We start from the raw sequence: 21032 nt of genomic DNA on the forward strand, positions 1-21032 counted from the left end.
GATGCTCTTAAAAGCTCATGTCCACCTTGGTCCAGAGCGTGCGCCCCGGCTCCTTGATGGCTTGCGGGTCATTGGCGGGGAAGCCGAAACCGGCGTTGCCGGCCAGGTTCAAGTGCTCGGCGTAAGCCTTGCCGAACAGGTTGTCGACGCCGCTGCTGACCTTCCAGTTGCTGTTGATCCGATAGGCACCGTTGAGGGAAAACACGCCGAAACCCGGCGTCTTGTCGAAGTCCTTGCCGACCACGTTGCCTTTGTTCAGGTCGATGCGGTTTTGCGCGGCAACCACTCTCCACAGTGCCCCGGCGCTCCAGTTGTCTTCGCTGTAGGTCAGGCCGAAACGGGTATCCAGCGGAGGCGTCTGCGGTAACGCCGTGCCATCGCTGCTGTTCTTGCCCCAGGCGTAGGCCAGGGTCGCGTCGGCTTTCCAGTTGTCGGTGAAGTTGTAAGCAGCGCCCAGTTCACCGCCCATGATTCGCGCGTCGATGTTCTCGGCTTGCGAGGTTGTACCCATCATTGTCGGGGTGTAGTTGAACAGGATGTAGTCGCGCACCTGCCCGACGTAAGCCGAAGCCCAGGCCTCAAGTACTTCCGTCTTGTATTGCAGGCCGAAATCGAGCTGGGTGGTTTTTTCCGGTTTGATCGAATCGAAGGCATTCACCGAGCCGGCGGGGCCGGACTTGGGTGAAAACAGCTCCCAGTAATCCGGGAACCGCTGGGTGTGACCGAGGCCGGCATACACGGTGGTCGGGTTGTCGGCCAGGTCGTGCTCATAGCGGATGAAACCGCTCGGCAGGGTATCGGCGCGGGTGTCGTCGGCGGTCGGATTCGGGCGGGTCATCATTCCCGAGCCGATGGTCTGCCGATAGTCCTTGGCCGAGGCACGGTCCAGGCGTGCGCCGCTGATCAGGCGATCACGGTCGGCGGCGTACCAGGTCAGTTCGCCGAAAACGCCGTAGTTATGGAAATCGGTATCCTTGGTGTACGGCAGGTCCTTGTAGGTGTCGATGCCCATGGCGCTGCGCTGGCGATGCTCGTTGGTCTGCGCGTCGATGCCGCTGATCAGCTGCACATCGGCCCAGCGCCAGGTGGCCTTGATCCGCGCACCGAGAGTGCGACGGTCGACGTTGGAGGCCATGGGACCGGCCATCATCCCGGTGCCGGACGGCGTGCGCAGGGTGTAGTTGTCCATCACGTGGTCGGCGTAGTTGTAGTAGACCTGTGCTTCGACCTTATCCAGTACGTCGCCGATGTTGGACTGCTCGAAACGCAGGCCAAGGCTTTCGCGCAGGAACTGCGAACCGTCCATGCCGCGCCCGGCGTACCGGGCTTCACCATCGCCACGGCCGGCGGTCAGCTCCAGCAAGGTGTCGGCGTTTGGCGTCCAGCCCAGCGCCACATCACCGTTCCATTTTTCATAGCGCGACGGCACGGTGTCGTTGTTGCCGTCCTGGTAGTCGTCGGAGTGTGCGGTGTTGCCGATGACCCGCACATAACCCGACTGGCCGCCGGCTGCAGCGTCCAGCAGTTTGTCGAAGCGGCCGTAGGAGCCGGCCAGCACGCTGGCATTGACCCGTGTGCCGAGCTCGCCGAAGTGCTCCGGTTCGCGGTCGAACAGGATGGTACCGGCTGAAGAGCCCGGCCCCCACAGCACGGTTTGCGGGCCTTTGATTACGGTGAGCTTGTCGTAGGTTTGCGGCGAGATGTAGGAGGTTGGGGCGTCCATCCGGCCCGGGCAGGCACCGAGCATCATGCTGCCGTTGGTGAGAATGTTCAGCCGCGAACCGAACATGCCACGCAGCACCGGGTCGCCGTTGGTGCCGCCATTGCGCACCAGGGCGAAGCCCGGGATGGTTTTCAGGTAATCGGCGCCATCGCTGGCCGGCACCGGTTGGCGCGGGTCCTTGGGGTTGGTGACGATGGTCAATGGCGAGCTGGGTGCAACGGCGGTAATCACCGTCGGGCTCAGTTCTTCACTGTGACCGGCATGGTCATCGGCCAGCGCAGAAGGCGCCAGCAAGGCACCGCACAGGATGGCGGTGGCGTGCCCGAAACGAACAGCGGATTCGTTCAGGGCAAAGGAGGCTTGGGCAGGGCTCAAGCACGGGACAGCAGAAAACCTGGACATGACAATTTCCATCGAACAGTCGTAAACGACACGGCCGGCAGCCTGCGCAATCCCTGTGGGAGCGGGCTTGCTCGCGAAGAGGGAGTGACAGTCAACATTGATGCCGTCTGGCACACCGCGTTCGCGAGCAAGCCCGCTCCCACAGGTTGCTTTGGCTGTCTTGCGGACCGTGTGAAATCAGAAGTGAGTGTTTACGCGATGGCGGGCGGGGCGCGGGTGCGGGCGCCGGGAAAGTAGGTTTGCCGGGCATGGCCCTGGCGCGCAGAGGGGGTGGTGAAGGTGTTGACGGGTGGAATGACGAAGTTGGCGAAGGACACGCCACCGGTCAGCGCCGGGCAATTGAACAGCAGGCTGCAATAGCCGCACTTTTCCCACAGCACATGGTGCCCCGGGGCAGGCGGGCAGTGCTCGGCGGTGGCTTGCGTGCCATGGTCGGCATGCTCCATCGCCGACATGTCCATCGGCATGTCCATGCTCATGCCCGCAGGCATGCTCATCGACATGGCGCGCGAATCCATCGGCATCGACTGAGAAATCAGCGGACCGATAAAGATCATCAGCATGGCGAACAGGCTGATCCAGCTGCCGCGTGTCAGGCTCATTGCCTGATTTCGCGACCTGGGTGACCTGGCGCTAAGCGAGCGCATGGGCGTTTTCAGCTCAGGCGATTACGGCGTGTGCACGTGCGCTTGCAGGCTGTCCGGCGCCTGCTTCTGCACCGCGACTTCGACCGTCACGTCACCGGACTTCTCGAAGTGCAGCGTCATCGGGAAGCGATTGCCGTCAACCAGCAGGCTACGATCCTTGAGACCCAGCAACATCACGTGATAGGCCATCGGTGCGAAAGTGACCTCGCCACCGGCGGGCACTTCCACGCTCGGTACGTGCTGCATTTTCATCACGTCGCCTTGCATCAGGTGTTCATGCAATTGCGCTTCGCCCGCAATGGGGGTGTCGACGCTGAGCAGGCGGTCGGCGGTCTTGCCTTCGTTGTTGATCACGAAATACGCCGCAACGGTGGGCGCATTGGGTGGCAACTCCTGGGACCACGGATGCGCGATTTCCAGTTCGCCGACCTTGTATTCGTGGGCATTGGCAAAGCAGGCAGGCAGCAGCAACGCGGCCAGAACGATGAGTTTGTTCAACATGGCAGTTCTCCAGAATGATTTGAAACGCAGGTCAATTGCGAAAAAAATCAAACCAGAGGGGAGGCGCGGGGGTTGAGACTCGGCCATTGCTGGCGCGGTGACGGACTTTCAAGAGAGGTCGCAGGCAGGCTTCGGTTGGACTCGAAGTGCGCGAAATACAGTTGTGGCGTATGCCCCGGCAGCGCCACCAATGGCGCAGAACCCGAGCAGCACCAGCAATGCTGCATGTTGGAATGATCGTCGCTTTGCGGGGCTTTCTGTTCCAGGTCTCCGATGGAAATCGCCACCATCCTGGTGCCGCTGGAGCTGCAGAAACTGCCCCACAACAACTGTTCGGCCGGTGATTTCACCGATTGCGCCATCGCTCCGGACATCGGCATGGCGAGCATGTTGAACAGCACTGCGAAGCAGGCTATCCAGGCAATTGCGAGCCGTTGTCGGGACATGGGACAAATCCGTTTGGGTGGGCGATCAGGCGCGGGCTATTTAGCCTGATCAGGGCCGATAAGTAAAAAGACGGCGTGCGGTGTGGTGTCGCAGCGCCGTCCTTTCGTAGCTTTTATGATAGTCGTGAATTTCAAAGTGCCGGTAGCGTTTGAGCTTTGTTCAGAATCCGCCGGACTATAGGGTTGGAACCACTGAATGGATAATCGATGTGCTCCGGAGACGTTGCAGGAATAGTTCCGGCGGACGGGGGATCAGGAACAGTCGAAGAGCGACAGGGCCGTCAGGATGTCTGTCACCGCTCCAAACTCCCGATCAACCCTTGGCAACTCCGGCCGCTTCAAAACAATCACCGGCACCCCCCGCTCACGCGCGACTTCCAGTTTCGGCTCGGTCGCCGTGCTGCCGCTGTTCTTGCTGATCAGCACGTCGATGTTTCGCCGCTCGAACAACTCACGTTCATCGTCGATCAGGAATGGCCCGCGGGCGCCGATCACTTCGCAGCGCTCGTTGCCCGGATACAGGTCCAGGGCGCGCAGGGTCCAGAACTGCCGTGCAGGAATCTCATCGAGGTGTTGCAGGGGCTCGCGACCGAGGGTGAACAGCGGTCGACGGAAGGGCTTCAGGGCTTCGATCAGTTCGGCCCAATCGCTGACTTCCCGCCAGTCATCACCCGCCTGGGCTTGCCAGGCGGGACGCCGTAGCGCCCAGCAGGGGATGCCGCTCAAGCGTGCGGCGGTCGCGGCGTTCTGGCTGATTTGGGCGGCGTAGGGGTGAGTGGCATCGAGCAGCAGATCGATACCTCCATCGCGAATGAATTGCGCCAGCCCCTCGGCACCGCCGTAGCCGCCGACGCGAACCTGGCATTGCAGATCCGTCGGTATCCGACCGATGCCGGCCAGGCTGTAGATATGCTGCGGTCCCAGCGTGCGGGCAATGGCCATGGCTTCGGTCACGCCGCCGAGCAACAGGATGCGCTTCATTCAAAGGCTCCCGCATGGCCAACAATCCCGCCCTGGCGATCGATGGCAAAGACTTCCACCTGAACCTGCGCCGGCACCACGCTGCGGGCAAAATCCAGGGCGTGCTGACAGACTGCATCACCCAGGGCGACCCCGGCTGCGGCAGCCATGGCCAGTGCCTGCTGGCTGGTGTTGGCCTCGCGGATGCTCTGCTGCAAGGCCGCATCGGCGCCGACCTGCGCCGCCCATGACGCCAGTTGCGGCAGGTCAATGCTCGAATGGCGACTGTGCAGGTCCATATGCCCGGCCGCCAGTTTGCTGATCTTGCCGAAACCACCGCACAGGCTGAGTTTATCCACAGGCACTTTGCGCAGATGCTTGAGCACGGCGCCGACGAAGTCGCCCATTTCGATCAGGGCGATTTCCGGCAGGTTGTAGACCCGGCGCATGGTGTCTTCGCTGGCGTTGCCGGTGCAGGCGGCGATGTGCAGGTAACCGTTGGTTTTCGCCACGTCGATGCCCTGGTGGATCGAGGCGATGTAGGCCGCGCAGGAAAACGGCCGGACGATGCCGCTGGTACCGAGTATCGACAGGCCACCAAGAATGCCCAGGCGCGGGTTCATGGTTTTCAGTGCCAGTGCCTCGCCGTTCTCGACATTGATCGTAACGTCGAAACCACCGCTGTAGCCGAGTTCGTCGGCCAGTCGGGCCAAGTGTTCACTGATCATTTTGCGTGGCACCGGATTGATCGCGGGCTCGCCGACACCCAGCACCAGCCCGGGCCGGGTCACGGTGCCGACGCCACGCCCGGCCTTGAAGCGAGTCCCCGGTTCGGCGCTCAGGCGCACCTGGGAGTAGAGCAGGGCTCCGTGGGTCACGTCCGGATCGTCACCGGCATCCTTGAGGGTTCCCGCTTCGGCGCCGTCCTCGGTGAGGCGGCAAAACTCCAGGCGCATCTGCACCTGTTTGCCCTTGGGCAACACGATTTCCACGGCGTCGGTCGATGTGCCGTCCAGCAACAGACGTGCAGCGGCGAGACTGGTAGCCGTGGCGCAACTGCCGGTGGTCAGGCCGCTGCGCAGGGGGGCGGGTTGTTCGGCGGTTTCATCACGCATCGAAGGGTTTCGTCACGTCCAGCAAGGTAATCGGCAAGGCCTGGCGCCAGGTGTCGAAGTCGCCCAGCGGTTGTGCCTGGGCGATATGAATGCGGGTCAGTTCCCCGCCGTGTTGCTCGCGCCAGGCCATCAGGGTCATTTCACTTTGCAGGGTGACCGCGTTGGCAATCAACCGGCCCCCGGGTTTGAGTCCGGCCCAGCAGACATCAAGCACGCCTTCGCGGGTGACACTGCCGCCGATGAAAATCGCATCCGGCCGCTCCAGCCCGGCCAAGGCCTGGGGCGCGCTGCCACGAACCAGCTGCAGGCCGGGTACGCCGAGGGCATCGCGGTTGTGTTCGATCAACGTTTGGCGGCCCGCATCTGCCTCGATGGCCAGTGCACGACAGCTGGGGTGAGCGCGCATCCATTCGATGCCGATCGAGCCGCAGCCGGCGCCGACGTCCCACAACAGTTCGCCGGGAGTTGGAGCCAGGCGCGCGAGGGTGATGGCGCGCACATCGCGTTTGGTCAGTTGGCCGTCGTGCCGGAACGCCGAGTCCGGCAGGCCGGCCAGTCGCGACAGCCGCAACGTGTTGGGCTCGGCGACACACTCGATGGCGATCAGGTTCAGGTCGGCGATCGGCGAATCGTTCCAGTCGCTGGCGATACCGTCGATGCGCCGCTCGGCTTCACCGCCCAGATGTTCCAGCACGGTGAGACGGCTGGGGCCGAAGCCGCGTTCGCGCAACAGTGCTGCGATGGCGGTGGGGCTGCGGCCGTCATTGCTCAATACCAGCAAGCGCACACCGCTGGACAGGTGGGCGCTGAGTGCGGCGACAGGCCGGGCCACCACTGAAAGAGTGATGACTTCCTGCAAGGGCCAGCCCATTCGTGCTGCGGCGAGCGAGCAGGAAGAGGGCGCCGGCAGAATAAGCATTTCATCGCTGGATAAATGTCGAGAGAGGCTGGCTCCCACCCCAAAAAACATCGGATCACCGCTGGCCAGGACGCAAACGGGCTCTCCCTGTTTCGTCAAAACCGGTTCAAGGGCGAAAGGACTGGGCCACAATTGCCGTACACCGCGGATGCAGGCGGGCAACAAATCCAGCTGCCGTTGACCGCCAATGATCCGCGTGGCGTTCAGCAGAGCGTGTCGGGCATTTTTGCCTAGCCCCTTGAAACCGTCCTCTCCGATGCCTACCACTGTCAGCCAGGGGGTCATGCTGTTCCTCTTCTATCAATCGAAGCCAAATCATCGCGCTGTCGGTCTGTGTCGGTCTGTGTCGACCTGTGCGGTTGTGCATCATAGCTCGGTGTGGATTGAATTCGCCTGTTGTCAGCGGGAGAAAGCGTCATTGACGGTGATAGGGCACTATTACGGATGTATTGTTGGTAGCTTTTGCAGGTCGAATCTCTTCATCCTGATTTCGCTCCGTTTGCGGTCTATGAGCGCTCTTTTGCTTTCGAGTACGTTTTTGTCAAGTTTCAGAATGGCTCGGTGCTGAATGATCTTTGTCGTCTGTTCTTCCGTGTGAAAAAATAGAAAGTTGCTCCTTTTTGTAGATGTCACCAATTCGAGATTAAAAACGGCGACTTCAAGAAAGCCCTTTGAGTCATAGCGTGCAGGTATTACCTGAAACCGCTCTCCCAAGAGACTTTGTTGGTCCAGTGAATACAGCGCGGGCTCGTCGGTTTTCAGCGCGTCGAGGGTGTCGATCATGGCGTTTCCTTGTCGGGTGTCCGGCATGGCTTGAGCGCTCTGGACCAGAAACTCCGCAATGCTGCTCGAGAGGGTGTGTTGAGTGCGGCTAAAGATGGCATCCTGAAAGACGGACCAGCCAAGAAAATTCAACGTTGTGACGTATTCATGCAGCCACTTTGTCGAGTTGGCAAAGCGACTGCTGACCATGTCTGCGGACCGGGTGGCTATCTGAGTGCAATGAGTGAAGTCGTCGTAATCTTGCAGAGAAAGTTGCTCGATGCATGAAATGAGATTGTGGGCGGTCAATGCTCCAGCCGGTGTTTTCGTGTTCATGTACTACTCCTTGTATATATCTATATTCCGTTGTTGTTTGTTTTGCATGTTGGGCAAACGTACAAGAGTGGCTGTGTGGTTTGAATAAGATTGATAGGTGAAATTGATTCTTGCTGTTTGCAAGCGAAGCAACTTTATGTCTGGGTCGAGAGTATTTCGTCGTCAAGCCGCTTGGGCTTTTCATCAGGCCGGACAAAGCAGGCATAATGCTGTCCTTCGTCTTGTACCGGTCGTCCTGTGAAGTCACGTCAGATACCCAACCGTTTGCGCCCTTCCGCCTGTCCCGGGTTGTTGCGTGTCGTCCAGGCATTGGATGGTGGCATTTGCCGGATCAAGCTCGACGGCGGCGCCATCCGTGCGCACCAGGCAATCGCTGTGGCTGATGCCGCCGAGCGATATGCCAGCGGTGCGATCGAGGCAACCAACCGGGCCAACCTGCAGATCCGCGGGATTGGCAACCAGCAAACGGCGTTGATCGACTGTCTGCTGGCTACCGATCTGGGACCACGCACGGCAGCTGGCGACGATGTGCGCAACCTGATGCTCAGCCCCGGCGCCGGGATCGACCGGCACATGCTATTCGACACACGCCCGTTGGCAGGGCAGGTCCTCGCCACGCTGCAGAGCCACGAACCGTTTCACGACCTCAGCGCCAAGTTCGCCGTGCAACTCGATGGAGGTGAAGACCTGGCGATGCTCGAGCATCCCCATGACCTGTGGCTCTCGGCGTTTGAGCAAGACGGCGAGCGACGGCTGGCGTTCGGTCTGGCGGGATGCCCGACGGACAGCCCCGCCGGTTCGGTTGCACTCGACGACGGGCATGCGCTGGTGGTCGCGGTCCTTGAGTTGTTCCTTGAACTGGCGCGCCCCGAGCAGACGCGGATGCGCCATTTGCTGGCCGGGTATTCGGTCGAGGCCTTACTGCTTCGGCTGGCTGAGCGAGTACCGCTGCAAGCCGTTGTCCGCTGGCAGCGGGATTCGGGTGCCAGTGATTTGCATATCGGCGCCCATCCCCAGGCCGAGCCCGGTGTTGTCTATGTAGGGGCTGTCCCGCCGCTGGGGCGGCTCGATCCGGCGATGCTGCGAGGCGTGGCACGACTGGCACGCGAGTTCGGTGATTCCAGTCTGCGCTTCACGCCCTGGCAAAGCCTGCTGCTGCCCAATGTCCGTGCGGAAAACGCCGCCGAGGTCATTCGGCAATTGCAATGTCTGGGTTTGCAGTGCGAAGCCGATCAGCCCTTATCCCGGTTGATTGCCTGCACCGGTTCGAACGGCTGCGGTAAAGGCCTGGCCGAGACCAAGGGCGATGCCCTGCAACTGGCTACATTGCTGCAGCGTCACGGACAATCGCCGAGCGTGCATTTGAGCGGATGCGCGCGTTCCTGTGCCGCCGCGCATACGGCGCCCGTCACTTTGCTGGCCGTCGCCCCCGGTCACTACGATCTCTATTTTCGCGATGCAGCGCAGCCGGGTTTCGGCGCACTGCACGCATACAACCTTACTATTGAAGCGGTCGCGGCTCTGCTCGACGCCCGCTCACGGAGCCCCCTTGATGCTTGATTACATCCGCGACGGTCAGGAGATCTATCGCAACTCCTTCGCGATCATTCGCGCCGAGGCCAACCTCGACCGAATCCCGGCCGATCTGGAGAAACTCGCGGTCCGTGTGATTCACGCCTGCGGCATGGTCGAGGCCATCGACGGTTTGCAGTTTTCCGAAGGTGCAGGCAAGGCCGGGCGTGATGCACTGGCAGCCGGCGCGCCGATCCTGTGCGATGCGCGGATGGTCTCCGAGGGCGTTACCCGTGCACGGCTGCCAGCGAACAATCCGGTGATCTGCACCTTGCGCGATGAGAGCGTTCCGCAGCTGGCCCGTGAATTGGGCAACACCCGCTCAGCTGCTGCCCTGGAACTGTGGCGTCCGCACCTCGAAGGCAGCGTGGTGGTCATCGGCAACGCCCCGACGGCACTGTTTTACTTGCTGGAAATGCTCGACGCCGGTGCGCCGAAACCGGCGCTGATCCTCGGTTTTCCAGTGGGCTTCGTCGGCGCCGCCGAATCCAAGGCAGCGCTGGCGGCCGACAGCCGTGGCGTGCCTTTTGTCATCATGCAGGGTCGCCTGGGCGGTAGCGCCATGGCCGCCGCCGCCGTCAATGCCCTCGCCACGGAGATCGAATGATGCAACAATCTGGACGTTTGATCGGCCTCGGCGTCGGTCCCGGTGATCCGGAACTGATTACCGTCAAGGCTCTGCGCTTGCTGCGCGAGTCGCCTGTAGTGGCGTACTTCGTCGCCAAGGGCAAGAAGGGCAATGCCTTCGGCATCATCGAAGCGCACCTGCAAGACGCACAGAACCTGTTGCCACTGGTGTACCCGGTGACCACCGAAGCCTTGCCGGCGCCGTTGTCCTACGAGCAAGTGATCAGTGACTTCTACGATGACGCTGCCGCAGAACTGGCCACGCATCTCGACGCAGGCCGCGACGTGGCGGTGATCTGCGAGGGTGATCCGTTCTTCTACGGCTCCTACATGTACTTGCACGACCGGCTCGCCCAGCGTTATCAGGCGGAAGTCGTGCCCGGTGTGTGCTCGATGCTCGGCGGTGCCTCGGTGCTCGGTGCGCCACTGGTGTATCGCAATCAGAGTCTGTCGGTGTTGTCCGGTGTGCTGCCGCAAGACGAACTCAAGCGCCGCCTGGCCGATGCCGATGCAGCGGTGATCATGAAGCTGGGGCGCAACTTTCCCAAGGTCCGCCAGGTGCTGGAAGAACTCGGCCTGGCCGAGCGTGCGCTGTACGTCGAACGTGCGACCATGGCCAACCAGAAGATCGTGCCGCTGGATCAGGTCGAGCCGATGTCCTCGCCGTATTTTTCGTTGATCATCGTTCCCGGTGAAAGGTGGCAAGGCTGATGACCCGTCCAGTTCCGGCGATTGTCATTCTCGGCAATGGCAGCCTCGCTACCGCGCGCAGCATTCAGCAGGTGTACCCCGAAGCCACGATCCACGGCCTGGCCGAACGGGTCGACGGTGCGGATCGGGTCTATCACGAATTTGGCGCGACCCTGCGTGAGCTCTACCAACAGGGCACACCGATCATTGCTCTGTGTGCGGCCGGGATCGTGATTCGCACGCTGGCACCCCTGTTGCTGGAAAAGGGCGCCGAGCCTCCGGTATTGGCGGTGGCCGAAGACGGCAGCGCCGTGGTTCCACTGCTGGGTGGTCTCGGTGGCGTGAATGTGATGGCGCGGGAGATTGCCGCCGGACTTGAAGTCGCTGCGGCGATCACCACCAGCGGCGAGTTGCGTTTCGGCACGTGCCTGCTCAACCCGCCCAGCGGTTATGCCCTTGGCGATCTGGAGCTGGGCAAGCGTTTCGTTTCCGATTTGTTAGCCGGCGAAACGGTGCGCATTGAGGGTGAAGCCCCGTGGCTGGCGCAGGCGCAGTTGCCCGAAGATGCTCAGGCTCGACTGGCGGTGCATGTCAGTCATGCTGAACGGGCTCCTGCGGTCAACGAATTGTTGATCTACCCGCGCAATGTAGTGGTCGCTACGGATGCCGGCCTGGAGAACGTTGCGCAGGCGGTGCGCGACGCATTGCATCAGGCGAAAATCGCCGTGCAGTCGCTCGCCTGCCTGTTGGCTGCCGACACCGAAATGGCCAGCCCGGGGTTGCGCGAGGCGGCGCTTGAATTGGGCGTGCCGTTGCGCTTTGCCCAGGCTGAGATGGTGCTTGGCGAGCGTTTGAGTGCCGCCATAGGCCAACCCGTTTCCATGCTTGGTAGCGACAATGTTGCCATTGCGGTGGCAGAGCAGCCGCTGGACCCGTTGCAAATTGGCCGTTCGCGTGGACGACTGGCGGTGATCGGGCTCGGGCCGGGCGCTGCCGACCTGATGGTACCAGCGGTGAAGGCGGAACTGGCCCGCGCAACCGATGTGCTGGGTTACGAAACCTACGTGCGCATGGCCGGGCCGTTTCGCGCCGATCAGGTGCTGCATTGCACCGACAACCGCGAAGAGATGCAGCGCGCCCGCCATGCTTTCGAACTGGCAGCCCAAGGGCGATCGGTGGTGGTGGTTTCCTCAGGGGATCCGGGGGTTTTCGCCATGGCTGCGGCGGTGCTGGAGGCGCTGCACGAGTCCAGTGACATCCATTGGCACAACGTCGATCTCGAGATTTTGCCGGGGGTTTCCGCCTCACTGGCGACGGCCGCCCAGGCTGGTGCACCACTGGGGCATGACTTCTGTGTGCTGTCGCTATCGGACAACCTGAAACCCTGGTCGATCATTGAAAAACGTCTGGATCTGGCAGCGCAAGCTGATCTGGCAATGGCGTTCTACAATCCGATCTCGCGCTCCCGACCTTGGCAATTGGGGCGTGCGCTGGAGATCGTCGGCCAACATCGCGCACCTGGAACGCCAGTCGTGTTAGGGCGTGATGTCGGACGCCCGGGGCAGGCATTACGCGTGACGACGCTCTCTCAATTGACTCCAGACCAGGTCGACATGCGGACCATGGTGTTGATTGGTTCATCTACGACTCGTGTGTTTCATCGTTCGCAAGGAATGTCGTGGGTTTATACGCCGCGTAGTTATGGCGATAAATTAAGCGAAATTAACTAAGTAATATGACGGTTTGGTGCAGCGTTGTTCGAGCTTGATCGCTCGACAATTGCTGCGTGTTTGTAAGGGTTGGTGGGCGTTTACATATGTCGACATTTAATCGGGTTTGATGGTGGTGTTTGGGTGGTTTAGATTCGTTTTGTCTCTGTTGGAGACTTAAGCGAACTTAAAAGGAACTGTCCGATATGGAAGTTGTAGAAGATTTTATAACTCACAGACAATGCACTGATATTGGGAAGGCGCGTCTTGCCAGGTCAAAGGCATTGTTGAACAGTGTAGCTCGTGCCAGAGCATTAATGTCGACCACTGCCTCAAGTTCACCCAAGGCGTTGGACGATTCGAGTCCTACCAAGGCTTTGGATGCTTTGGTTTTGGGTAATGCACTTATTGGTTATGGCGATAATATTTCGCTTGAGAATATGACAATTATCGAAAACCTCATAAAGTTTTCGAAGCTGGAGGCCGATCGCGAGACTAAAGATAGTCATAGCCCTGCCGCCTGGCACCGGGCTTTTCTCCAGTGTATGGAGGATATGGGCTGTTCTGTCCCCATCAACGCGAGTATCGAATACAAGAGGAGGGCTGGCAGCGGGACAATGAAAAATGTCGTCACCACTATTGTCCAGGCGGGCGTTGAAGCGGCAAAAGCGGCCATTCCAGGTGCAACCGTGCTAAGTGCCATCGCAGACAGCACATTGTCAGCATTGGAAAAAGAGCCTGAAACCATCAAGGTTTTCAACTATGAAGTTACCAGGGCCAAGGGTGTGAAACTGGCCTTGCTGCCTTGCGAGCAAACCAGGAACGGATTGGTCATAGTTTCGTTTTCATCTGTTAATCATGTTGGAGACCAAGTGGGTGGTGGGGTTTTGTTTTTGGATTTGAAAATTGCAGGTCTCGATATTTACCAGGGCTCCAACTTTCTTGCCTTTAATCCTTCTGCTTACGCTGAAGTAAAAAATGATGTCGAATTTATCCTGGCGCAGAATCGCAAAGAAGTGTTGGCTAAAAGATTTCCGCGACGCAGGCAGTGAACTCAATTAAGCCAGGGTCAGAGGCTGATTGTCTCTGGCCTGTTTGAAACATATAAGGATGTAGAGGGGGAAGGGTTACCCGGTTTGCATCATTGGGTGTTGCAGGGATTGCGATGCAGGCATCGTGCAGTGGTGAGGCACACGGATGTTTCGAGTCCACTAGCCCCACGACTTGCCAGAAACGGAGCGCTTTGTGTTCAAGGTACCAGGTACCCCTTCACCCCGGTAAAAATGATTTGCGCCGCCAGTGCGCAGACGAACAGCCCCATCAGCCGGCTGACAATCTGCAAGCCCTGATCGCCGAGTATGCGTTCGATGCGGCTCGACAGATAAAGCACCACCCCCACGGTGAAGCTGGCCAAGGCAATACTGACAATGGCGGTGAGCTTGTCGTCCCAGTGCGGCTGGCTCACGCCCATCACCAGCAAGGCACCGATGGTGCCGGGGCCGACGGTCAGCGGAATGGTCAGCGGGACGATGGTCACATCCTGCTGCACGTTGTCGGTCTGCACCGCCGATTTACCTTGTGCCATCCCGAGTGCCGAGATGAACAGGACGCTGCCTGCGCCAATGCGGAATGCATCCACGGTAATACCGAAAACGCTGAAAATCACTCGGCCGAACAAGTACAACAGCACGCTGGAGACCAGTGTGGCGACCGCCACTTTCCAGGCCAGCCGACGCTGCTCCTTGCGCGAATAACCACGGGTCAGGCTGATGAAGCAGGACAATACGAAGAATGGGCTGTAGAGCACCAGCATCTTCAAGTAAACGCTGAACAACACATGGAGCATGGTGCCGGGCTCACTGGCGAGGGAAGTCGAGGGGGAGTCTATCAGGGGTTGCGCAGTCTGTCGGCTCAGGACGTTTGGGTCGTTGCGCGATTCTGCTGGTCACGCTGGGCGACCCAATGCTCGATCAATTCTCGCAGCTGCGACAGTTCGACCGGTTTGGCCATGTGTCCGTCCATGCCGGCCTGGCGCGCACGCTCTTTGTGTTCGGCCAGGATATGGGCGGTCAATGCCACCACGGGGGTACGGACCCGCTGGTTGCCGACTTCCCAGGCACGCAATTGCTGGGTGGCCGAGAAGCCGTCGAGGACGGGCATTTCGCAGTCCATCAGGACCAGGTCGTAGCGCTGGGCTTTCATCGCCTGCAAGGCTTCTTCACCGTTGCAGGCGGTGTCCGGTTGCAGATTGAGCTTGCTCAGCATGCCGCGGATCACCTTGGTCGAGATGCTGTTGTCTTCGGCCACCAGAATGCGGAAGTCGCTGGGGACCTTGATCGGCAGGGCTGGGCCGCTTGGCAGTGGTTGCGAGACGACCAGGCCTTTGTTGCGTTGGGTCAGCTCGTCGGCCAGGGTGGTCTTGAGGGTGTAGCCGGCCACCGGTTTGGCGAGGATGCGCTTGATCCCGGAGTTGCGCGCAATGATCTTGCTCGGCGCATTGCTGATGCCGGTGAGCATGATCAGCAGGATGTCATGGTTCAGGCTCGGGTCTTCCTTGATCTTGGCCGCCAGTTGCATGCCGGTCATGCCGGGCATGTTCTGGTCCAGCAGGACCACATCGAAGTAATCGCGCAAATGAGCCTTGGTGCGCAGCAGTGCCAGCGCTTCCTTGCCGGAAGGTGCGGCGCTGACATTCAGGCCCCAGGCGCTGCATTGCTGCACCAGCACCTTGCGACAGGTATCGTTGTCGTCCACCACCAATACCCGTGCACCTTGCAGCGGGCCGTCGAGGTCTGAGGTCGGGTGTTCGAGGCGATCCGGGTCCAGCGGCAAGGTCAGCCACAGGGTGCTGCCCTGGTTGCTGCCACTCTTGATTCCGAATTCCCCTTGCATCAAGCGAATCAACTGCCGGGCGATCACCAGGCCCAGGTTGCCACCCAGGTGGGTGGCCGAAAGGAAATGCCGGCTGTGCAGTTCGGCGTGCATCAGGGCGTCGCGTTCTTCGGCGTCCATGGGCTCGCCGCTGTCCTGCACGGCAATACGCAGGCGCGGTTTGGCGCTGCGCTCGTCGAGCGCCACGACGATCAGGATTTCGCCTTCGTCGGTTTTCTTCAGGGCGTTTTCCAGCAGGCTCAACAGGGTCTGGCGCAGGCGCGTCGGGTCACCGCTGATCACCCGCGGCACTTGTGGCTGGATGAAGCTGATCAACTCGACGTTTTGCTGCTCGGCCTTGGCGCGAAAGATGCTCAGGCAGTCTTCGATCAGTGCGTTGAGGTCGAACTGCACATCGTCCAGCTCGATCTGCCCGGACTCGAGTTTGGATATGTCGAGAATTTCGTTGATCAGTGTCAGCAGCTCGTTGCCGGCGCTGTGGATCGTCTGCACATAGTCGCGTTGCTTGACCGAAAGCGGTGTGCCCAGCAGCAGCTCGGTCATGCCGAGGACGCCGTTCATCGGGGTGCGGATCTCATGGCTGATCTTCGCCAGGAACTCGGCCTTGGCGTTGATCTCGGCGTTGCTGGCCGCCAGGTCGCGACTGATGCTGAAACGGTCTTCGGTGATGCGGCGCTGGCGCTCGCTCAACGCGATGCTCATCAGCAGGCCGCTGATACAGATGAACACCAGCAAAGTGGTGATCAGGCCATGGGGTTCGATCAGGGTCAGCCCCAACAGGGCGGGCAGGATGACCAGTGTCCCGAGATTGAACACCACCATGGCCGCCACGAAGAGGCGAGCCGGGCGATAACCTTTTTGCCAGTGGTAGGCGCTGATGAACAGCATACTCAGGCCTGCCAGGGCTACCAGGCCGTAGGTAATGAAGTTCAGCGGCAAGGTATTGACGAACAACAGCATCAGGCCGCAGGCGGTGATGAGCAGGACCTCGCCGAGCAGCAACCGATTCAGCGGGTGCGGCCCGAGCGGGGAGAAAAAGCGATGGGCAAGCATCAGGCCGCACGGCGCAGTCAGTAGCAGTGCCAGGTAAGCCCCCGGCGTTTGCAGTGCATGCCAGTCCGGTAGCCAGGGGCTGACAAGGTTCAGCAACAGCAGCAGGCTGAGCATCAACAGCCCTTCGCACGCCGCCAGCCAGAGGGCACTGCGCGAGCGGGTGTAGGCGTAGCGGATGAGATTGTGCAGGATCAACATGGCCATGCAACCGAACAGCAGGCCATAGATCAGCGTCTGGTTCTGGTTGGCAGCCGCGGTGATCGCCGATTGCAGGGTGATATAGGGCCGTAACTGGTGGTCAGAGGCCAGTCGCACGTATACATCGAGGGGGTTGTCGCTTTGCGGCAGGGCGAGCATGAAGTCGCTGCTGGGCAATGGCCGCTCGGATTGGTGCTGTTCGTTGCCCGTGCTGGATTGATCGATCAGCTTGTCGCCGTCCAGTACGTACATGTTGAACTGACGCAGGTCAGGCGCAAACATCCGCAGCAATTGTTCGTGTTTGCCCGGTGCCAGCCTGAATCGCAACCATAACGCACCATCGGGTTCGGCCGCGGTTATGCGGTCGGGTTCGATAGGGCTGAATTGATTGGTGTAGCGTGCGGAACGGATGTCGCTCAGTTGCAGGTCGCCCTGTTCGTCGAGCAATACCGCCCAGCCACTGCCTTGCGTGGCCTGGGCCGGTAGCATGCAGAGCAAGGTCAGCAAAGTGACGGTTAAGCTTATGGCAATCCTGAGCCAGCGCACGGCGAAATCCCTTCGTTAGGTTGATGCCAGAATATAACGATGCGCGGCGCCGGAATAGCCAGGCAATAAACCGTGTTCATTGCCTGGCGCGGTGTTTACCTTATTCCTGATTTTCGCCACGCTCGCGGGCAATGGCGCGGTAGCCAATGTCCTTGCGATAGAAACAGCCTTCCCAGTCAATCGCTGCCGCCAGCCTGTAGGCCTGCTGCTGTGCGGCGTCGACGCTGGCACCCATGGCTGTGGCGCACAATACACGACCACCGGCCGTCACTACCTGACCATCCTTGAGCGCAGTGCCGGCGTGGAAAACCTTGCCTTCCAGTGCGGAGGCTGCTTCCAGCCCCTTGATGGCTGCGCCTTTGGCGTAGTCACCAGGATAGCCGCTAGCGGCCAGGACGATGCCGACGCTCGGGCGTGGATCCCATTGCGCTTCAACTTTATCCAGCGCCTTGGCCAGGGCGGCTTCGACCAGCAGCACCAGGCTCGACTGCAGACGCAGCATCACCGGTTGGGTCTCAGGGTCACCGAAACGGCAGTTGAATTCGATGACTTTTGGGTTACCAGCCTTGTCGATCATCAGACCGGCGTACAGGAAGCCAGTGTAGACGTTGCCTTCCTCGGCCATGCCGCGCACGGTCGGCCAGATCACCAGGTCCATGACGCGCTTGTGCACGTCGGCGGTGACCACTGGCGCCGGGGAGTAAGCACCCATGCCGCCGGTGTTTGGACCGGTGTCGCCGTCGCCGACGCGTTTGTGGTCCTGGCTGGTGGCCATCGGCAGCACGTTCTTGCCGTCGACCATGACGATGAAGCTGGCTTCTTCGCCGTCCAGGAACTCTTCGATGACCACGCGCGAACCCGCATCGCCAAAGGCATTGCCCGCCAGCATGTCGCGCACGGCGTCTTCGGCTTCGGCCAGGGTCATGGCGACGATCACGCCTTTACCGGCGGCCAGGCCGTCGGCCTTGATCACGATCGGAGCGCCTTTTTCACGCAGGTAAGCGAGGGCCGGCTCGATTTCGGTGAAGTTCTGGTAGTCGGCAGTCGGGATCTTGTGGCGAGCCAGGAAATCCTTGGTGAAAGCTTTCGAACCTTCCAGCTGCGCAGCACCAGCCGTCGGGCCGAAGCAGTCGAGGCCGCGGCTGCGGAACAGATCCACAACACCGGCAACCAGCGGCACTTCAGGGCCGACGATGGTCAGGGAAACGTTTTTCTCGGCAAAGTCTGCCAGTTGCTCAAGTGCCAGTACGTCGATGGCGACGTTCTCGCACTTGGCTTCGATGGCGGTACCGGCGTTGCCCGGAGCCACGAACACCTTCTGTACGCGCGGATCCTGAGCCACTTTCCAGGCCAGGGCGTGTTCACGGCCACCGCTGCCAATGATCAAAACATTCATTTCAAAAACCTCGGATGACGCAAATCTGGGAACTGTAGGAGCGAGCTTGCTCGCGATGGTGGTTAACGATAACGCTGGGTGTCTGAATCAACGCGGCGTCTTATCGTTCATCGCGAGCAAGCTCGCTCCTACAGGGGAAGCCGTTCTATTAGTGACGGAAGTGGCGCATGCCGGTGAATACCATTGCAATGCCAGCTTCGTCAGCGGCTGCAATCACTTCATTGTCACGCATCGAGCCGCCTGGCTGGATCACCGCAGTGATACCGGCCTTGGCCGCATTGTCGATGCCATCGCGGAACGGGAAGAAGGCGTCGGACGCCATGACCGCACCTTGAACCTGCAAACCAGCATGCTCAGCCTTGATTGCAGCAATACGCGCGGAGTTCACGCGGCTCATCTGGCCGGCGCCGACACCGATGGTCTGGCGGTTCTTGGCGTAGACAATGGCGTTGGACTTCACGTACTTGGCGACTTTCCAGGCGAAGATCAGGTCGTGGATTTCCTGTTCGGTCGGTGCGCGTTTTGTCACGACCTTGAGGTCATCGGCGCCGATCATGCCGATGTCACGGCTTTGTACCAGCAGGCCACCGTTGACGCGCTTGTAGTCCCAGGCCGCGGCGCGGTCAGCCGACCACTCGCCGCAGGCCAGCAGGCGTACGTTGGCTTTGGCGGCGACAATGGCGCGGGCTTCTGCGCTGACGCTCGGGGCGATGATCACTTCGACGAACTGACGCTCGACGATGGCCTTGGCGGTCTCGGCATCCAGTTCGCGGTTGAAGGCGATGATGCCGCCGAAGGCGGATTCGGTGTCGGTGGCGTAGGCCAGGTCGTAGGCCTTGCGGATGCCGCCTTCGGCGTCCGGGCTGACAGCCACGCCGCACGGGTTGGCGTGCTTGACGATCACGCAAGCCGGTTTGACGAAGCTCTTCACGCATTCCAGCGCGGCGTCGGTGTCGGCCACGTTGTTGTACGACAGTTCCTTGCCTTGCAATTGGGTCGCGGTGGCGATGCCGACTTCGGCAGGCTTGGCTTCAACGTAGAACGCCGCGCTCTGGTGCGGGTTCTCGCCGTAGCGCATTTCCTGGGCCTTGATGAACTGGCTGTTGAAGGTGCGCGGGAACTCGCTGCGACCTTCGGTGCTCAGGGTGTCGGCAGCCTGGTTCACGGTGCCCATGTAGTTGGCGATCATGCCGTCGTAGGCGGCGGTGTGCTCGAAGGCCTTGAGCATCAGGTCGAAACGCTGGGCGTAGGTCAGGCCGCCGGCCTTGAGGTTTTCCAGGACGCTGGCGTAATCGCTGGCGTTGACCACGATGGCCACGTCCTTGTGGTTCTTGGCCGCTGAACGGACCATGGTCGGGCCACCGATGTCGATGTTCTCGATGGCGGTCGGCAGGTCGCAGCCAGGCTTGTTGATGGTGGCTTCGAAGGGGTACAGGTTGACCGCTACCAGATCGATCGGCTTGATGCCGTGCTCGCTCATGATGGCGTCGTCGATACCGCGACGACCGAGGATCCCGCCGTGGATTTTCGGGTGCAGGGTCTTCACCCGGCCGTCCATCATCTCGGCAAAACCGGTGTAATCAGCGACTTCCACTGCGGCAACGCCGTTGTCCTGCAGCAGCTTGAACGTTCCGCCGGTGGAGAGGATCTCGACGCCCAGGGCTTCAAGCTCCTTGGCGAATTCGAGGATCCCGGTCTTGTCGGAAACGCTGATCAGGGCGCGGCGGATCGGCAGGCGGGTAGTCTGGTCGGTCATCTCAATTTCCATCAAAAGCAAAGGAAGTCAGCAAAAAAGGCGACCGGTTTTACGCGGGCGCCTTTCTGGTTTGATTGAATGCTTACAGCAAATCGTACTGCTTGAGTTTCTTGCGCAGCGTGCCCCGGTTCAGCCCGAGCAGCTCGCTGGCCTTGGTCTGGTTGCCCTTGACGTAGTTCATCACGCACTCGAGCAGGGGAGCCTCGACTTCGGAGAGCACCAGGTTGTACACATCCGTGACGGCAGCGCCCTCAAGGTGGGCGAAATAATTGTGCAGCGCCTTCTCGACACTCCCGCGAAGGGTCTGGCCCTCTTCGCTCGGTGTATTGAGGTGCTGTTTCAAATTCACGTTGTCGCTCACGGGTGTTGTTCCACTCACTAAAGTCTCGGTCATCATCGTCATGCGGCCACCCACTCTCCGTCCCCTGTCAGGCTCTTGTAACGTTCGGCGAAAAACGCCTGAACGTTGGCGCATTGTGCATCCGTACCATCCAAACGATTGAAGTGGGCACGAAACTCCCTGGCGCCCGGCAGGGTTGCGAGATACCAGCCCACATGCTTTCGAGCAATGCGCACACCCATGACATCGCCATAGAAGGCGTGCAGGGCGGCCAGATGCTCTAGCAGAATGCGTTCCACCTCGATCAGCTCCAGCGCCGGGAGCTTCTCGCCGGTACGCAGGAAATGGTCGATCTCGCGAAAAATCCACGGCCGCCCCTGGGCGGCCCGGCCAATCAGCAGGCCATCGGCACCGGTCGCGTCGAGCACGTACCGGGCTTTTT

The 21032-nt window shown here is 60.6% G+C and carries 19 protein-coding genes; 5 read left to right on the plus strand and 14 right to left on the minus strand.

Features of this window, described 5'->3' with window-relative positions; all coding sequences use genetic code 11:
- Positions 1-7 precede the first annotated feature (7 nt).
- The 8 genes from ACCD00_RS14555 to ACCD00_RS14590 all read right to left on the minus strand — a co-directional run bounded on the left by ACCD00_RS14555 (position 8) and on the right by ACCD00_RS14590 (position 7811).
- Positions 8-2125, minus strand: a complete 2118-nt coding sequence (locus tag ACCD00_RS14555) for a TonB-dependent copper receptor (RefSeq protein ID WP_413425500.1) — start codon at positions 2123-2125, stop codon at positions 8-10.
- A 191-nt stretch (positions 2126-2316) separates the two neighbouring features.
- Positions 2317-2772, minus strand: coding sequence for a DUF2946 domain-containing protein (locus ACCD00_RS14560; protein WP_413425502.1), 456 nt, complete (start codon positions 2770-2772; stop codon positions 2317-2319).
- Positions 2773-2793: 21 nt separating this feature from the next.
- Entirely contained in the window at positions 2794-3273 is a 480-nt protein-coding gene (locus ACCD00_RS14565) for a copper chaperone PCu(A)C (RefSeq protein ID WP_413425504.1), read from the minus strand.
- Between the two features lie 47 nt (positions 3274-3320).
- Positions 3321-3719, minus strand: coding sequence for a DUF2946 domain-containing protein (locus ACCD00_RS14570; RefSeq protein ID WP_102669214.1), 399 nt, complete (start codon positions 3717-3719; stop codon positions 3321-3323).
- Positions 3720-3971: 252 nt separating this feature from the next.
- Positions 3972-4700, minus strand: a complete 729-nt coding sequence (locus tag ACCD00_RS14575) for a cobalt-precorrin-6A reductase (protein ID WP_413425506.1) — start codon at positions 4698-4700, stop codon at positions 3972-3974.
- Complete coding sequence (locus ACCD00_RS14580) at positions 4697-5794, minus strand: cobalt-precorrin-5B (C(1))-methyltransferase (RefSeq protein WP_413425508.1); 1098 nt, start codon at positions 5792-5794, stop codon at positions 4697-4699. The genes ACCD00_RS14575 and ACCD00_RS14580 overlap by 4 nt, the downstream gene beginning before the upstream one ends.
- The gene (gene cbiE / locus ACCD00_RS14585; protein ID WP_413425510.1) at positions 5787-6998 is read right to left on the minus strand and encodes a precorrin-6y C5,15-methyltransferase (decarboxylating) subunit CbiE; all 1212 of its coding nucleotides are present in this window, start codon (positions 6996-6998) and stop codon (positions 5787-5789) included. The genes ACCD00_RS14580 and cbiE overlap by 8 nt, the downstream gene beginning before the upstream one ends.
- Before the next feature lie 153 nt (positions 6999-7151).
- Positions 7152-7811, minus strand: a complete 660-nt coding sequence (locus ACCD00_RS14590; protein ID WP_413425512.1) for a hypothetical protein — start codon at positions 7809-7811, stop codon at positions 7152-7154.
- Positions 7812-8063: 252 nt separating this feature from the next.
- On the opposite strand from ACCD00_RS14590, the gene cobG reads away from it, so the two are divergent.
- The 5 genes from cobG (at position 8064) to ACCD00_RS14615 (ending at position 13461) form a co-directional block, all read left to right on the plus strand.
- Entirely contained in the window at positions 8064-9371 is a 1308-nt protein-coding gene (cobG, locus tag ACCD00_RS14595) for a precorrin-3B synthase (RefSeq protein ID WP_413425527.1), read from the plus strand.
- Positions 9364-9990: a precorrin-8X methylmutase gene (locus ACCD00_RS14600; protein ID WP_015093293.1), complete on the plus strand. Its 627-nt coding sequence runs from the start codon at positions 9364-9366 to the stop codon at positions 9988-9990. Before cobG ends, ACCD00_RS14600 begins: the two co-directional genes overlap by 8 nt.
- The gene (locus ACCD00_RS14605; protein WP_413425529.1) at positions 9990-10721 is read left to right on the plus strand and encodes a precorrin-2 C(20)-methyltransferase; all 732 of its coding nucleotides are present in this window, start codon (positions 9990-9992) and stop codon (positions 10719-10721) included. Before ACCD00_RS14600 ends, ACCD00_RS14605 begins: the two co-directional genes overlap by 1 nt.
- Complete coding sequence (cobJ, locus tag ACCD00_RS14610) at positions 10721-12430, plus strand: precorrin-3B C(17)-methyltransferase (protein WP_413425514.1); 1710 nt, start codon at positions 10721-10723, stop codon at positions 12428-12430. Before ACCD00_RS14605 ends, cobJ begins: the two co-directional genes overlap by 1 nt.
- A gap of 185 nt (positions 12431-12615) precedes the next feature.
- Positions 12616-13461 carry a hypothetical protein gene (locus tag ACCD00_RS14615; RefSeq protein ID WP_413425516.1) on the plus strand — a complete coding sequence of 282 codons (846 nt, stop codon included), beginning with the start codon at positions 12616-12618 and terminating at the stop codon, positions 13459-13461.
- 197 nt (positions 13462-13658) lie between these two features.
- On the opposite strand, the gene ACCD00_RS14620 is transcribed toward ACCD00_RS14615, so the two are convergent.
- From ACCD00_RS14620 to ACCD00_RS14645, 6 genes are all read right to left on the minus strand, one after another.
- Positions 13659-14255, minus strand: a complete 597-nt coding sequence (locus tag ACCD00_RS14620; protein WP_111284385.1) for a MarC family protein — start codon at positions 14253-14255, stop codon at positions 13659-13661.
- Between the two features lie 65 nt (positions 14256-14320).
- Positions 14321-17098, minus strand: a complete 2778-nt coding sequence (locus ACCD00_RS14625) for a response regulator (protein ID WP_413425519.1) — start codon at positions 17096-17098, stop codon at positions 14321-14323.
- A 100-nt stretch (positions 17099-17198) separates the two neighbouring features.
- Positions 17199-18494: a phosphoribosylamine--glycine ligase gene (gene purD, locus ACCD00_RS14630; protein WP_413425521.1), complete on the minus strand. Its 1296-nt coding sequence runs from the start codon at positions 18492-18494 to the stop codon at positions 17199-17201.
- A gap of 148 nt (positions 18495-18642) precedes the next feature.
- On the minus strand, positions 18643-20250 hold the full coding sequence (gene purH, locus ACCD00_RS14635) for a bifunctional phosphoribosylaminoimidazolecarboxamide formyltransferase/IMP cyclohydrolase (protein ID WP_413425523.1): 1608 nt from the start codon (positions 20248-20250) through the stop codon (positions 18643-18645).
- An 82-nt stretch (positions 20251-20332) separates the two neighbouring features.
- Positions 20333-20653 carry a DNA-binding transcriptional regulator Fis gene (fis, locus tag ACCD00_RS14640; RefSeq protein WP_007907419.1) on the minus strand — a complete coding sequence of 107 codons (321 nt, stop codon included), beginning with the start codon at positions 20651-20653 and terminating at the stop codon, positions 20333-20335.
- On the minus strand, positions 20650-21032 hold a 383-nt coding region (locus ACCD00_RS14645; protein ID WP_413425525.1), incomplete at its 5' end, for a tRNA-dihydrouridine synthase. The genes ACCD00_RS14645 and fis, both read right to left, overlap by 4 nt.

Origin of the sequence: Pseudomonas sp. Pseusp3, assembly GCF_047304225.1 — a bacterium.
Lineage (GTDB): Bacteria > Pseudomonadota > Gammaproteobacteria > Pseudomonadales > Pseudomonadaceae > Aquipseudomonas > Aquipseudomonas fluorescens_CD.

Bases quoted from the DNA above. Each gene is read 5' to 3' on its own strand.
- ACCD00_RS14555 (WP_413425500.1), bottom strand. From the start codon at position 2,125: ATGTCCAGGTTTTCTGCTGTCCCGTGCTTGAGCCCTGCCCAAGCCTCC.
- ACCD00_RS14560 (WP_413425502.1), bottom strand. From the start codon at position 2,772: ATGCGCTCGCTTAGCGCCAGGTCACCCAGGTCGCGAAATCAGGCAATG.
- ACCD00_RS14565 (WP_413425504.1), bottom strand. From the start codon at position 3,273: ATGTTGAACAAACTCATCGTTCTGGCCGCGTTGCTGCTGCCTGCCTGC.
- ACCD00_RS14570 (WP_102669214.1), bottom strand. From the start codon at position 3,719: ATGTCCCGACAACGGCTCGCAATTGCCTGGATAGCCTGCTTCGCAGTG.
- ACCD00_RS14575 (WP_413425506.1), bottom strand. From the start codon at position 4,700: ATGAAGCGCATCCTGTTGCTCGGCGGCGTGACCGAAGCCATGGCCATT.
- ACCD00_RS14580 (WP_413425508.1), bottom strand. From the start codon at position 5,794: ATGCGTGATGAAACCGCCGAACAACCCGCCCCCCTGCGCAGCGGCCTG.
- cbiE (WP_413425510.1), bottom strand. From the start codon at position 6,998: ATGACCCCCTGGCTGACAGTGGTAGGCATCGGAGAGGACGGTTTCAAG.
- ACCD00_RS14590 (WP_413425512.1), bottom strand. From the start codon at position 7,811: ATGAACACGAAAACACCGGCTGGAGCATTGACCGCCCACAATCTCATT.
- ACCD00_RS14600 (WP_015093293.1), top strand. From the start codon at position 9,364: ATGCTTGATTACATCCGCGACGGTCAGGAGATCTATCGCAACTCCTTC.
- ACCD00_RS14605 (WP_413425529.1), top strand. From the start codon at position 9,990: ATGCAACAATCTGGACGTTTGATCGGCCTCGGCGTCGGTCCCGGTGAT.
- cobJ (WP_413425514.1), top strand. From the start codon at position 10,721: ATGACCCGTCCAGTTCCGGCGATTGTCATTCTCGGCAATGGCAGCCTC.
- ACCD00_RS14615 (WP_413425516.1), top strand. From the start codon at position 12,616: ATGGAAGTTGTAGAAGATTTTATAACTCACAGACAATGCACTGATATT.
- ACCD00_RS14620 (WP_111284385.1), bottom strand. From the start codon at position 14,255: ATGCTCCATGTGTTGTTCAGCGTTTACTTGAAGATGCTGGTGCTCTAC.
- purD (WP_413425521.1), bottom strand. From the start codon at position 18,494: ATGAATGTTTTGATCATTGGCAGCGGTGGCCGTGAACACGCCCTGGCC.
- purH (WP_413425523.1), bottom strand. From the start codon at position 20,250: ATGACCGACCAGACTACCCGCCTGCCGATCCGCCGCGCCCTGATCAGC.
- fis (WP_007907419.1), bottom strand. From the start codon at position 20,653: ATGACGATGATGACCGAGACTTTAGTGAGTGGAACAACACCCGTGAGC.